Annotated in this window: 8 protein-coding genes; 5 read left to right on the top strand and 3 right to left on the bottom strand. The window is 66.8% G+C overall.

The annotated features are described in order from the left end of the window. The first annotated feature begins 115 nt into the window (after positions 1–115). From AC1DPF_RS14175 to AC1DPF_RS14155, 5 genes are all read left to right on the top strand, one after another. Positions 116–1,870 carry a ShlB/FhaC/HecB family hemolysin secretion/activation protein gene (locus tag AC1DPF_RS14175; RefSeq protein ID WP_477962016.1) on the top strand — a complete coding sequence of 585 codons (1,755 nt, stop codon included), beginning with the start codon at positions 116–118 and terminating at the stop codon, positions 1,868–1,870. Next, positions 1,870–6,654, top strand: a complete 4,785-nt coding sequence (locus AC1DPF_RS14170) for a beta strand repeat-containing protein (RefSeq protein WP_477962014.1) — start codon at positions 1,870–1,872, stop codon at positions 6,652–6,654. Before AC1DPF_RS14175 ends, AC1DPF_RS14170 begins: the two co-directional genes overlap by 1 nt. After that, positions 6,654–9,764, top strand: a complete 3,111-nt coding sequence (locus AC1DPF_RS14165) for a CHAT domain-containing protein (protein WP_477962012.1) — start codon at positions 6,654–6,656, stop codon at positions 9,762–9,764. Before AC1DPF_RS14170 ends, AC1DPF_RS14165 begins: the two co-directional genes overlap by 1 nt. 83 nt (positions 9,765–9,847) lie before the next feature. Then, entirely contained in the window at positions 9,848–11,083 is a 1,236-nt protein-coding gene (locus AC1DPF_RS14160; RefSeq protein WP_477962010.1) for a putative DNA modification/repair radical SAM protein, read from the top strand. A 121-nt stretch (positions 11,084–11,204) separates the two neighbouring features. Further along, positions 11,205–12,590, top strand: coding sequence for a UdgX family uracil-DNA binding protein (locus AC1DPF_RS14155; protein ID WP_477962008.1), 1,386 nt, complete (start codon positions 11,205–11,207; stop codon positions 12,588–12,590). A gap of 33 nt (positions 12,591–12,623) precedes the next feature. Here the strand turns inward: AC1DPF_RS14155 and AC1DPF_RS14150 are convergent, their stop codons facing one another. The 3 genes from AC1DPF_RS14150 to AC1DPF_RS14140 form a co-directional block, all read right to left on the bottom strand. Next, entirely contained in the window at positions 12,624–12,797 is a 174-nt protein-coding gene (locus AC1DPF_RS14150) for a Thivi_2564 family membrane protein (protein WP_477871764.1), read from the bottom strand. A 134-nt stretch (positions 12,798–12,931) separates the two neighbouring features. Further along, positions 12,932–13,861 carry an electron transfer flavoprotein subunit alpha/FixB family protein gene (locus AC1DPF_RS14145; protein WP_477962006.1) on the bottom strand — a complete coding sequence of 310 codons (930 nt, stop codon included), beginning with the start codon at positions 13,859–13,861 and terminating at the stop codon, positions 12,932–12,934. Next, positions 13,858–14,607, bottom strand: coding sequence for an electron transfer flavoprotein subunit beta/FixA family protein (locus AC1DPF_RS14140; RefSeq protein ID WP_477962005.1), 750 nt, complete (start codon positions 14,605–14,607; stop codon positions 13,858–13,860). Before AC1DPF_RS14140 ends, AC1DPF_RS14145 begins: the two co-directional genes overlap by 4 nt.

Here is a 14,607-nt window from a genome sequence, read left to right as displayed (position 1 = left end):
CAAGGCTAAGAACCGGTCTTCGGCGATGGGGTTCGCTGATCAGGGCTATACGGGGGGGTTTTTGCGTACGTCGCTCTTCTCGGCAGCAGCCTTCACGGCGCTGCTTCTGGCATCTATGCCGAACACGGCCGCCTGGGCACAGACTGCTCCGGCTCCCGTCGCTCCGACTGCGCAACAAATTGCGCCCACCCGCGAAGAAATCGACCGGCGTCCGCAGGAGCAGGCACCGCGCTCGGCCCGGCTGAAGATCGACGGTGATATCGAACGCGCCCCCTGCGCCCTCGATGCACCGGCTTATGCCGACATCAAGGTTACGATCACCGGCGCGGAGTTCAACAATCTCCAGGGTATTAGTCCGGAAGAGCTCAAGCAGAGCTACGCGCAGCTGCTCGGCCCCGACCGCCCCATCAGCACGATCTGCACGATCCGCGACGCCGCCGCGACCGAGCTGCGCCGCAAGGGCTACCTCGCGGCGGTGCAGGTGCCGGTGCAGCGCATCGAGAATGGCGTCGTCAAATTCGAGGTGCTGTTCGCGAAGATCGTGGCGATCCGCGTGCGTGGCAATGCCGGCAAGGCTGAACATCTGCTGGCCGGCTATCTGTCGCACCTGACCGAGGAGAAGATATTCAACCGCTACGTCGCCGAGCGCTACCTGCTGCTCGCGCGCGACCTTCCGGGCTATGAGGTGCGGCTGTCGCTCAAGCCGGCGGGCGGCGCGCCCGGCGAGCTGGTCGGCGACGTCAGCGTGGTCCACACGCCGCTGGAGGCCAGCGCCGGACTGCAGAATTTCTCGTCGCACAGCTCGGGCCGCTGGACCGGCGCGCTCTCCGCGCAAGCCTATGGCCTGCTCGGCGGCGACCGGTTGACCGCCTCTGTGTCGAGCACCGCCGACTTCAAGGAGCAGCAGGTCGCGCAGCTCGGCTATGATCTTCGGCTGGGCGGCGAAGGCCTTACGCTGGGCGGCAATCTCACCTATGCCTGGTCGAAGCCGACGGTCGATCCCGACGCCAGCGGCAGGCCCCTCAAGCTTACCGCCCGCACCCTGTTCGCGACCGGAGAGATCCGCTATCCGATCGTGCGCACTCAGGGCTTCAGCCTGTTGGGTTCGGCGGGGCTCGATTATCTGAACCAGACGGTGAAGATCAACGCGCTCGACTTCAACCGCGATCATCTGCGCGTCGGCTTCCTGCGGCTCGATATGGACGCGGCGGATGTCTCGGAGCGCCGCGTGCCGCGCTGGCGGTCCTCGGGCTCGCTCGAATTCCGGCAAGGGCTGGATATATTCGGGGCCAACCAGCGCGTGCCGAGATCAGCGTCGACGTCGTCGCTGCCGCTGCCGCAGCCAAGCCGGCTCTATGGCGATCCGACCTCGACACTGATCCGCGCCTCGGCCTCCGCGGAGCTCAATCTCGGCAAAGGCTATTGGCTCGCGGTGATGCCGCGCGCGCAATATTCCTTCTCGCCGCTGCTCAGCTTCGAGCAGTTCTCGGGCGGCAATTTCTCGGTCGGCCGCGGTTATGATCCGGGGACGATCATCGGCGACAGCGGCGCCGGCGGCAGCATCGAGCTGCGCCTGCCGCGCGTCGCGCCGCTCCCCAAGGTCAATCTCTCGGTGCTGCCCTTCGCTTTCACCGATGTGGCCTGGACATGGATCAAGGCCGCGACCCGGTCGGCGTTGCCCGTCGGGACTCCCGATTCCGATCGGCTGGTTTCGGTCGGCGCGGGCCTGCGCGCGGTGCTCAACAACCGCTTCCGGATCGAGGGCACGGTCGCCGTACCGCTCGAAGCAGCGGGGCTGCAGACGCGCAACCATGACCCACGATTCCTCGTATCCCTTACCACCAAGCTGTGGCCTTGGAGTGACCAGTAATGCGTAAGATCCCGTCGGTCCTCGATCCGTTCGCTGTCGAGCGCACCCGCATGCGCCGCATGCGTAGCCGGACGCTCACCTCGCTGCTGGCGGTCGCGACCATCCTGGCGATGCCGACGCGCGAGGCGCTGGCGGTTAACATAACCGGCGCTTTCGACGCCGATCCGGCGTCGCTGAGCGGCACGGGTTACTCGATCTCGCGCTCGCTCAACAGCGACACCATCACCATCACCGCCCCGACCGCGATCATCGACTGGACGCCGACGACCAGCGCGGAGGCGGGCACCGGCACGATCAACGTCATGCCGTCGGGCACGACCGCGACCTTCCAAGAGCAGAGCGGGAACCAAGGCGGCTTCACCGTCCTCAATCGCTTCCTGCCCACCGACTCGACGCGCGGAGTCTCGCTGAACGGTTCGGTCATCTCGCGAGTTCGCGATGGTTCGGGCGCGCTGATCCCCGGGGGCGATGTCTGGTTCTACAGCCCCGGCGGCATCCTGATCGGCAGCACGGGTTCGTTCGATGTGGGCGGGCTGTTCCTGACCACCGCGCCGGTCGCCTCGCTGGGCTCGCCCGACGTCGTGCTGGCGCCTGACGATCCCCAGGACCCGCAGAGCCCGATCACGGTGCAGGGCGTCTATACCGGCGTCAGCGCCGCCACCGCGGCCGTCCAGATCATGTCGGGCGCGAGCATCCATACCGACAATTATTTCATCGTCGTGGCGCCGCAGATCGTTCAGGCCGGCAGCGTCAACGCGGGCGGCAGCGTCGGCTATGTGGCGGCGACCCAGGCTTCGGTTATCGGCCATGACGACCTGTTCGACATCACCGTTCCGCTGGGCGGCGGAACCAGCGTCGCCAACGCGATCACGCATAGCGGCAGCACCATCTCGAACGTCCAGCTCGATGCGACGCGTCGCGGTATCTATCTGGTGGCAATCCCCAAGAACACCGCGATTTCGATGCTGTTGACCGGCGGCACGATGGGTTTCCAGGTTGCGTCCGGCGCCGAGCAGACCCCCCAGGGCATCGTTCTGTCGGCAGGGCGCGACGTCGACGGAACGACGATCGGCGCGGTGGGAGCCGCATCCGCCGGCGCGTCCGGGACGGTCGCTCAGATCAGCGGCGGAGACTTCAGCGGGCCGGTCTATCTTCAGACGAAGGACGTGCTGACCTGGTCGAATCCGAGATTTTCCGCCGATGCGCCATTGCCGAGCGAAACAAATCTCGTGGTCAGCGGCGCCGCGACGACGATCAACAACGGCATGTTCGACGATGATGTCACGAAGCTCACCGGCAAAGGCTCGGGGCTCACGCTTGCCAATGGGACATTCGCCGGGAGCACGGACATCCTGGCGACGGGTGGCCTCCTGATATCGGGCGGCTCGTTCGGCGGAAACACCGTCATCCATAGCTTTGGCGCCCCGGTAGGCATCGACACGGCCGCGGGTCAATCTGCGACCTTCAACGGCACGCTCAGCGTCAACACCACCGCGTCGTCGATCAGCAACCCCGCGACCGGAGGCGATATCACCCTGATCGCGAGCGGAAGCGGCCGGTCGCTCACCTTCAGCGGCAATGTGACGCTGAACGCCCAGGGCCAGGGACATGGGAGCCAGAACGGCACCGGCGGCAATATCAACCTCGTCGCCAATAGCGGCGGCGCGATGACCTTCAACGGCGGGTTCACAGCCGATGCCGGCGGCTATGGCGGAACTCCCGAGACAAGCGGCAATGGCGGCAGCGGCCAGGGCGGCACCGTCGTCGTCCTCGCCGGAGCGTCGGGAACGATCACCGCCAACAGCGGCATCGATCTCGATGCCAGCGGCGCGGGCGGGAGCAGCGGCAGCGGTCAGGGCGGGGCCGGGCAGGGCGGCTATGTCAGCATCCAGGCCGCAACCGGCGGAACGCTCAACGTGACCCAGGGCTCGATCGACCTCGAAGCCAACGCGCAGGGCGGCAATGGGGCGACCGGCGGCGGCGCCGCGACGTCGGTGCTTCCCCCGAACGGCTCGCTCAAGGGGCATGTCGAGATCTTCGCGATTGGCGGAGCGATCAACCTTGGTGACGCGACCCACAATGTGTCGGTCTATCTTGGCGCCGACGCCAGGGGCGGCAGTGCCTATCAAAGCGGCGCGGCCGGCAATTCGAGTGCCGGATCGGCCGGCATACTCACCCAGGACGCAGGCACCGTGAGCCTGTACGGCTCGACCGATATATCGGCATATGCCGATATATCGAGTGGCTCTGGCGGAGGTGGCGATGCCTCGGGCGGGTCGTTCTCACTCCTCAACGACGGCACCGGATCGGTCTATCTCCACGGCGGGCTCGACGTGTACGTCTACGCGCGCGGCGGCTCGAACCTGCGGGGCGGCAACGGCGGCAATGCCACCGGCGGCACCAGCTTCATCCGGGCCGGCAACAGCGCGGTGACGACGATCGACGGCAGCATCTATGTCGATGGCAGCGCTGATGGCGGCACCAGCGGCAGCGCGACGGGCGGTATCGGCAAGGGCGGCGACCTGTTGGCAGGCAACGGCGCGGGCACGCTCAATATCCATTCCAGCCTATATTTCTATGCGGATGGCACTGGCGGTAATGGGCTTGTCGCCGGCGGCGTCGGCAATGGCGGCCGATCGGTCCTGTCGGTGCGGACGGCGGGCGGCACGCTCAACGCCGATGACACTGTGTATCTGTCTGCCGAAGGGCGTGGCGGCGGGGGCGGTTATCAGCACATCGGCAGCGCGGCCAATTCCAGCTTCGGCACCGGCGGCGTTGGCCGTGGCGGAACGGCTGGCTTCGAGGTGATCGGCGGCACCATGGTGATCGGCGACAATGCGACAGCCTATGCCGGCGGCTATGGCGGCGACGGCAACACCGGCGGCATCGGCTATGGCGGGGCACCCGGCGAGAACACCTTCGGCGGTGCGTTCGCCAACGCCACCGCTGGTTCGATCACCTTAAACGGGGCGGGCTGCGTCGAGTGTTCCTACGGTGGCGGACTCGTCCTCAGAGCCGTCGGCGAGGGCGGTTATAGCGAGCATAATGGCAACGGCCAGATCGGCCGCGCTGGCGACGCCTATGGCGGTTATGCCGAAATACTCTCCTACACCGGCAGTGCACCGGGTACGATCACGGCCGACGGCACCTATGTCGATGTTTCCGCTTATGCCGGGATAGGCGGAGACGCCGTCGTCGACGGGATGCCGGCCGGCCACGGCGGTGACGGCTTCGGCGGCAACATCCTCGCCGTGGCCCATTCGGGTAACGGCCATCTCGACATGGGCGATACTACCCTCAACGCCTTCGGCTTCGGCGGCGACGGCGGCCGCGGCAATAACGGCGAGAGTTCGACCGTCGCCATTGGCGGCGGCGGCGGCAGCGGCCAGGGCGGATTTATCCAGTTCGGCACGGTCAGCGGCACCGCGGGCGGGACCGCGGCCGGCGACAGCCTTTTCGGAAATGTCCTCGCCTATGCGGTCGGGGTCGGCGGCGATGGCGGCAATGGCGCGAACGGTATCTACACGCCCGCAGCCGGCAACAGCCCCGAGGTGATCATCAATGGCACCGATGGCGGGCCGGGCGGCAATGCCATCGGCGGAATCGTGCGGCTCCTGGGCCTCGGCGCCTCGATGGAGGCTGGCGATGTCGGTCTTTATGCTGCGGGCCAGCTTGGCGCCGGCGGCCCCGGCGGCGCTGCCCCCAGCGGCGGGACCGGCGGAACGGCCGGAACGGCCGGCGCCGCGGGTACCGGCGCTGGCGGTCATGTCGAGCTGCTGGCGGCAGCGCGGTTCAGTGATCCGTCGCAGCTCGGCTCGATCGATATCGGCGATCTCTTCGCCGAAGCTTCGGGCAGCAAGGGCAGTGGGAACACCGGGTCCACCACGGCCGGCTGGTTCAATATCACGACCACCGGCGGCACATTGCGCGTCAATGGCACGACCAGCCTGTTCGCACCCGGCGACACCGCTTCGAGCAACTCGAGCGCGGTTTCGGCGACAAACGGTACGATCACCTTCGTCGGCGACTTCGTCGAGAACGGGGCGGCGGGCATCAGCTTCAGCGCCAGTCCTGCAACCGCCCTCGTCCTGCCGGCGAACTGCACCGTGAATGGCGATCCATGCGGCGCGGTCACATCGCCGCCTCCGCCGCCCGTGTCGCCCCCGCCAGTATCGCCGCCCCCGCCTGTGTCGCCGCCGCCGGTGTCGCCACCGCCTGTGTCTCCGCCGCCGCCGGTGTCGCCACCCCCTGTTTCGCCGCCGCCGGTGTCGCCGCCACCGCCGGTAGAGCCACCGCCTCCGCCTCCGCCGCCTCCACCGCCCCCTCCCCCGCCGCCGCCGGTGACGGAGGACCCCGAAGTGGTCGAGACGGTGTCGATGGAGACGGACAAGATCACCTCGAGCATCCAGTCATCGCTAACCGGAACCCGCGTCGCGGGCGGCAGCATCAGCAGTTCGTCCGACGCCGGCGCCGATGGTGGCGGCGGCGGCGGATCGGATGGCGGCAGCGCCAGCGATGCCGCCGCGTCGAGCAGCAGCAGCAGCGCGAGCGCCGACGACAGCGGCGGCGACAGTAGCGCCGACGAGGGCGGCGACGAGGAGAGCAGCGAGAGCGCGAGCACCGGCGGCTCCGGCGGCGCTGTCAGCGGCGCCAATGTGCTGGTCGATACGAGCAACATCGGCTCGACGGGTCAGCAGATCGACACGCCGGTCACGAGCAGCGGCAACAGCAGCTTGTGGTCGGGAGAGGATGGTCTCGGCGAGACGCCGGGAGGGGGTCAGTAATGCGTGCTAATCGTCTTGGCCTCGGTGCGGCTTTTCTCGCCACCCTGGCGCTCAGTGCCCCGGTGACGGCGCCCGCCGCGACGCAGCCGGGTGGGCTGTCGCTGCGCAACAGCTTCCGGATCGGATCGTCCGGCGTGCTGTGCACCGCGCAGAACCGCGCGGTCAGCCCCAATCTGGTGAACATGTTCGATCGCGGCTACCGGATCGTCTGCCGTGATGCGGCGGCACCCGTCGGGCGGCTGTTCGCGCTGCGCAAGGGCAAGGACGATCCGGTCGCGCGCGTCGCCGCCAATGCCGACACGCCGCTGAAGTGCGAGGCGCCGACCAGCGTTGCGATCGGCGGGCTCGGCAATGTCCAGGCGAGCGAATGCATCGATCCGACCAACCAGCTCGCCTATAAGAGCTATGCTTATAGCAAGGGCAACACCGTCTATATCGCCGACGGGCTGGGCGGCTATGACAGCGCGCTGCAGCTCGGCCTGCGCACGATCGTCGCCGATGCCATCGTCAAGGGCGAAGTGCAGGTCGCCACGACGTCGGCCGGCGACCCGGCGGCCTTCGCCCGCGTCCAGGCGGGTGCGCTCGACAGCGACAGCGCGCTGGCCGAGGCGTATTCGCGCAACAATGACGGCTCCTATGCCGAGGCTTCCGAGTTCTTCGAAGCGCTGGTCGAACGCGACTCCACCGGTCCGCGCGCAGACACGCGGCTGTCGGAATATCTCGCCAACCAGGCGCTGCAGGAATCGAACCAGCGCAATTTCTCGGCCGCGGAGTCGCTGTTCGTCCGCGCCTCGACGCCGAGCGCGCTGGCCGATCCGGTCACCGGCCGCATGCTGCGCAACTTCCACGCGATCCACAATCTCAACCAGGACCGGATCAAGGAAGCGGTCGCCGAACTGTCGAAGCCCGTCGCCGAGATCGAGGTGCAGGCCAAAGCCGACGCAAAGCTGGCCGGCGGCGAAATTCCGGACGATGTCGCCGAAGATCTCAACCGCGAGAACAAGCAGATGAGCGAGTTGGGCGGTGCCCTGGATGGGCAGCTGCAGCCGTTCGAGCGCGCGCAGATCCTCGATGCGCAGGCACTGCAGCTGCGCGGCGTCGCCTATCGCATCGGCAAGGATTACGCCAAGGCCCGCGAAAGCTTCGCCCAGGCCGTTACCGCCATGCAGGGCGTGCGCGAGGGCAAGCTCAACAGCACCGGCTGGCTGCGCTCCGGCATCCAGAGCGAGCTGGCGCTGGTGGCGGAGGCCGAAGGCAACATAGCCGAAGCCGAGCGGCTCTATGCCGACGCGCTGCAGGTGGTGGAGATCCAGCATCCCAACACCGCCATCTCGCTCGGCGCGAAGGCGCGCTTCGCCGGCTTCCTCAGCCGCCACGGCCAGGGCGATCGCGCTGCCACGATATATGGCGAAGTGATCTCGGCGGCGGAGAATCTCCCCGGCGCAATGAGCTCGATCCGCTCGCTGCTGCGGCCCTATTTCCGGCTGCTGGCCGAACGCGCCGCGAGCGACCCCAAGGCGGTGGCACAGATGTTCGGCGCGAGCCAGGTGATGCTGCGCCCCGGCATCGCCCAGACCCAGGCGTTGCTCGCCCGCGAGCTGTCGGGCGGCGACGACGAGGCGGCCAGCCTCTTCCGCCAGTCGGTGACGCTGTCGCGCTACATCGCCCGCGCGACCGGAGAGATCGCCAAATTCTCGGCCAATCCCAATCCTGCCGACAAGCCGGCGCTGCTCGATGCGCAGGCGCGGCTCGCGCGCTATTCGCGCGACCAGACCGTGCTCCAGTCGAAGCTCGCGCAATTCCCCCGCTATCGGGTATTGTCGCCGGCCACGATGCAGGTCGACGAGCTGCAGAAGGCGCTCCGTCCCGGCGACGGCTATTACAAGGTCACGTTGGTGTCGCAGGACGCCTATGCGATGTTCGTCACCAGGGATGTCGCCCGCGCCTGGAAGCTCGATGTCACGACCAAGCAGCTCGAGGACATCGTCGCGCAGATCCGCGACTCGGTCGTGAAGGTCGAGAATGGTCAGGTCGCGACCTATCCGTTCGACGTGGTACTGGCGCGCAAGCTCTACGTGTCGCTGATGGGACCGGTCGACGCCGAGATCCACCAGGTCACCAATTTCATATGGGAGCCCGACGGCCCCCTGCTGCAGCTTCCCGCCAATCTGCTGCCGATGGAGCAGGGCGGGGTGGATGCCTATCTCGCCCGCCTCAAGAAGCCGAATGCCGACGATTTCGATTTCCGCGGCATCGCCTGGCTGGGCCGCGATCGCGATATCTCGACTGTGGTGAGCCCGCGTTCCTTCGTCGACGGGCGCGGCGTGGCCGGGTCAAAGGGAACGAAAGGCTATATCGGCCTGGGCGAAAATGCCCGACCGGCGCTGAATCCGTTCTTCGTGCCGCCGCCGGCGATGGCCGACAGCTGCGCCTGGCCGCTGAGCAACTGGAACAACCCGATCTCGTCGTCCGAACTGTTCCTGGCGAGCGGTATCATCGGCAAGGACAAGTCCGCGCTGATCACCGGGGCCGATTTCTCGGATTCGACGATCGAGGGCCGCACCGACCTCTCCGACTATCGGATCATCCACTTCGCGACCCATGGCCTCGTCACGGCGCCGCGCCCCGAATGCCCGGCACGGCCGGCGCTGCTCACCTCGTTCGGTGGCGGCACCTCTGACGGGCTGCTGTCGTTCAAGGAAATCTTCGACCTCAAGCTCGACGCGGATGTCGTCGTGCTGTCGGCCTGCGACACCGCGGGCATGGCGACGGTTTCGGCAACGCGCGAGGCCGGCGTCACCACGGGCGGTAATTTCGCGCTCGATGGCCTGGTCCGCGCCTTCGTCGGCGCGGGCGCCCGGACGGTGATCGCCAGCCATTGGCCGGTGCCGGACGACTTCAACGCCACCAAGCGATTGATCACCGGATTGTTCACCGCGCCGCCGGGCACGCCGATGGCGACCGCGATGCGCAAGGCGCAGATCGGCCTGATGGACGATGCCAACACGTCGCATCCTTATTACTGGTCGGCCTTCGCCATCGTCGGCGATGGCGAGCGGCCGCTGCTGCCGGCGGACCTGCCGGCAAGCGCGGTGCAGTCTACCCATTGAGCTTCGGTCCCGCGGAGGGCAGCCGCGGGATTGTTTCGCGGGCCGAGCTGGACAAGGGCTGATGTAGAACATACATCGAACATATGGCCCAGCTCGACACGCGCCAGAAGCTCGAAATCCTTGCGGATGCCGCCAAATATGACGCGTCCTGTGCGTCTTCCGGCACCAGCAAGCGGGACTCGGCCGGCAAGGCGAACGGTATTGGCTCGACCGAGGGGATGGGCATCTGCCATGCCTATGCGCCCGACGGCCGCTGCATCTCGCTGCTCAAGATTTTGCTGACCAACAGCTGCATCTTCGATTGCCATTACTGCATCAATCGCAAGAGCTCGAATGTCCGCCGCGCGCGGTTTACGGGGCAGGAGGTGGTTGACCTGACGCTCGCCTTCTACCGGCGCAACTATATCGAAGGACTGTTCCTGTCCTCGGGGATCATCAAGTCGTCCAACTATACGATGGAGCAGATGGCCGAGGTGGCGCGATCGCTGCGCGAGGATCACCACTTCCGTGGCTATATCCACCTGAAGACGATCCCGGACGCCGATCCGGCGCTGATCGATCTCGCCGGACGGCATGCCGACCGGATCTCGATCAATATCGAGTTGCCGACCGAGGCGGGATTAACCCGGCTCGCGCCCGAGAAATCGGCGTCGGGCATCCGCAGCGCGATGGCGGGCATGAAGGCGTCGATCGAGGATGGGGCAGACGCCCGGCGGCGCTACAAGTCTGCCCCCCATTTCGCGCCGGCCGGGCAATCGACGCAGATGATCGTCGGCGCCGATGCCGCCAATGATCGTGACATCATGGGAACGGCGAGTGGCCTCTATGATCGCTTCGGCATGCGCCGCGTCTATTATTCGGCGTTCAGCCCGATTCCGGATGCGTCGGCGATCCTGCCGCTGCGGCGGCCACCGCTGATGCGTGAGCACCGCCTCTACCAGTCGGACTGGATGATGCGCTTCTATGGCTACAAGCCCGCCGAAGTCGCGGCGGCGACCGACGAGCAGGGCATGCTGCCGCTCGACATTGATCCCAAGCTGGCCTGGGCACTGCAAGCGCGCGAGATCTTCCCGGTCGACGTCAACCGCGCTCCGCGCGAACTGCTGCTGCGCGTGCCGGGTCTTGGGGTGAAGGCGGTCGACGCGATCCTGGCAACGCGGCGCTGGCGCAGGCTCGGGCTAGCGGACGTGGGCCGGTTGTCGCGCTCGATCGCCAAGCTGCGGCCGTTCATCGTCACGAAGGACTGGCGCCCGACGGGGCTGATCGACCGCGTCGACCTGAAGACCCGGGTGACCGAGCAGCTGGAGCTGTTCGGGTAGCGGCCATGGCTTCACGCTTTGCCGTCATTCCAGCGAAAGCTGGAATCTCCTCGTTCCTGATCTGCGTCGAAGGCAGGGAGATCCCAGCTTTCGCTGGGATGACGGGAAGGTAGCGGCGGGCGTGTACCGCGTCCTCCTCTCCCGCCCCGACGACTATGAAGGCTGGCGCGATGCCGCACGCGGGCTGGCGCTGGCGGATGTCTCTCCCGAGACGATAAGCTGGCAGGTGGCGGGCGAAGCCGGTGATCTGTTCGGTGGCGGCCAGGGCCCCTTGCCAACTCCGATCCGCCCGCCGTTCAGCGTGCCGAAGCGCTTCCTCGATCTTGCCGAGAGCGTCGCGCTCCACAGCGATCCCGAACGCTTTGCGCTGCTCTACGCGATGCTGCTGAAGCTGCGCGAGCAGCCGCGCGCCATCGAGGACGAGGCCGACCCGCTGCGCCGCCGGCTCGACCTGCTGGCGAAGGAGGTGCGCCGCGACATCCACAAGATGCGCGCCTTCGTCCGCTTCCGGGAAATCGATGGCGAATATGTCGCCTGGTTCGAGCCCGCGCATCATATCGTCCGCGCCAATGCCGGCTTCTTCGCGCGGCGTTTCGCGACGATGCGCTGGTCGATCCTGACGCCCGAGCTGTCGATCCACTGGAACGGCGAAGCGCTGTCCGAGGCACCGGGCGCCACCCGCGCGGAGGCGCCGGCGGGTGATCCGGTCGAGGATCTCTGGAAGGGCTATTATGCCGCGATCTTTAATCCGGCACGGCTCAAGATCGGCACGATGGTCAAGGAAATGCCGCGGCGATATTGGGCCAATATGCCCGAAACCGCGTTGATCCCGGAACTGGTGGCGGGCGCGCAGGCGCGCGAGACCCGGATGGTGGAGCGGATCGTGACGGACGGAAATGCGGAGAAGGCCTGGCAGGCGCTGCGCGCAGAGGCGGCGCATTGCACGCGTTGCGGCTTGTACAGATGCGCGACCCAGACGGTGTTCGGCGAAGGGCCGGTCGATGCCGATGTGATGATCGTCGGCGAGCAGCCGGGCGACCAGGAGGACCTCGCCGGCAAGCCTTTCGTCGGGCCGGCCGGGCAGATGCTCGATCGAGCGCTGGCCGAGGCGGGGATCGACCGTTCGCGCGTCTATGTCACCAACGCGGTCAAGCACTTCAAGTTCGAGCCGCGCGGCAAGCGGCGCATCCATTCCAAGCCAAATGCCGGCGAGATAAGCGCGTGCCGGTGGTGGATCGACCAGGAACGCGCGATCATCGCGCCCAAGCGCATGGTCCTGCTCGGCACGACCGCGATCCAATCCTTGATGGGGAAGGCGCTGACGCTGACCTCGCAGCGCGGGCGCGACCTGGTGCTGCCCGATGGCGCGGCGGCGCGCGCCACCATCCATCCGAGTTTCCTGCTGCGTATGCCGGACCGGTCACGCGCGGAGCAGGAGTTCGCCATGTTCGTCGAGGATCTGAAGGCTGCGGTGTCGCGCCGAGCAGGCCCAGGTTCGTCATCCTGAAACGCGTTCAGGATGACGTGGGTACAGAACGGCTCAGATGCCGACCCCGCTGAGCAGCCCGAAGGCCTGGAGCAGCCACAAGATCACCACGATCACCACCACCACGTTCAGGATGCTTTTGATCTTGCCGTCCATCGGAATGTAGTTGTTCACCAGCCACAGCACGACGCCGACGATGATGAGGACGATGATGACGTGGATGAGCATGGGTCCCTCCGCGGCGATATCATATGGGGTGCGTACCGGTTTGAACCCGGAACGGCCGCGAATGTTCCGCGCTCACAGCAAAGGGCGGGCAGCCCCCGGCCACCCGCCCTTCCATATTCATCGCGGCGCTGGGATCAGAGTTTGCCGGTCAGTTCCGGCACGGCCTTGAACAGATCGGCGACCAGGCCGAAATCCGCCACCTGGAAGATCGGGGCGTCCTCGTCCTTGTTGATCGCGATGATCGTCTTGGAGTCCTTCATGCCGGCGAGATGCTGAATCGCACCCGAGATGCCGACCGCGATATAGACTTCGGGCGCGACGATCTTGCCGGTCTGGCCGACCTGGTAGTCGTTCGGCACATAGCCCGCATCGACCGCTGCGCGCGAGGCGCCGACCGCGGCACCAAGCTTGTCGGCRAGCGGCTCGATCACGCTGTGGAAGTTCTCGCTGTTCTGCAGCGCGCGTCCGCCGGACACGATGATCTTCGCCGAGGTGAGTTCGGGACGCTCTGACTTGGAGATCTCCGCGCCGAGRAAGCTCGACAGGCCGGCATCGCCGCCGCCGGAAACCGCCTCGACCGAAGCGGAACCGCCTTCGCGTGCCGCCTTRTCGAAAGCGGTGCCGCGCACGGTGATCACCTTCTTGGCATCCGACGACTGCACGGTGGCGATCGCGTTGCCGGCATAGGTCGGACGGGTGAAGCTGTCCTCGCTCTCGACCGACAGGATCTCCGAGATCTGCATGACGTCGAGCAGGGCTGCCACGCGCGGCGCGATGTTCTTGCCGTTGGCGGTGGCCGGCGCGACGAACGCGTCRTGTTGCCCCATCAGGTCGACGACCAGCGGTGCGACATTCTCGGGCAACGCATGCGCATAGGCAGCGCCGTCGGCGACATGGACCTTGACCACGCCGGCGATTTTCGCAGCYGCATCCGCGACCGCGCCGACGCCTTCGCCGGCGACCAGCAGGTGGACTTCGCCCAGTTTCGAAGCCGCGGTGACCGCGGACAGCGTGGCGTCCTTGACSGCGCCGCCCTCATGCTCAACCCAGACCAGCGTCTTCATGCTGCAACTCCCATCGCCTTGAGCTTGGCGACAAGCTCGTCAACATCGGCAACCTTGATACCGGCCGAGCGCTTGGGCGGCTCGGCAACCTTGAGCGTCTTCAGCCGCGGCGAGACATCGACCCCGTAATCGGCGGGGGTCTTCTGCGCGAGCGGCTTCGACTTCGCCTTCATGATGTTCGGCAGCGACGCATAGCGCGGCTCGTTGAGGCGAAGATCGGTGGTGACGATCGCCGGAGTCTTGAGGCTGACCGTYTCGAGGCCGCCATCGACTTCGCGGRTCACCTTGACGCTGTCGCCCTCGACCTCGACCTTCGAGGCGAAGGTGCCCTGCGGMCGGCCGATCAGCGCCGCCAGCATCTGGCCGGTCTGGTTCGAATCATCATCGATCGCCTGCTTGCCGAGGATGACGAGGCCGGGGGCTTCCTCCTCGACGATCTTGGCGAGCAGCTTGGCCACGCCGAGCGGCTCGACTTCGGTCTCGCTGACGATCAGGATCGCGCGGTCCGCACCCATGGCAAGCGCCGTGCGCARRGTTTCCTGCGCCTTCTGCTCGCCGATCGAGACGGCGACGATTTCCGTCGCGACGCCCTTTTCCTTGAGGCGGATGGCTTCCTCGACGGCGATCTCGTCGAACGGGTTCATCGACATCTTGACGTTGGCCAAGTCGACGCCGGTGCCGTCCATCTTGACCCGCGGCTTCACGTTGTAATCGATCACCCGCTTGACGGGTACGAGTATCTTCAT

This window comes from Rhizorhabdus sp. P4_G6 (assembly GCF_056401045.1).
This window is presented reverse-complemented; position numbering and strand designations above follow the sequence as displayed.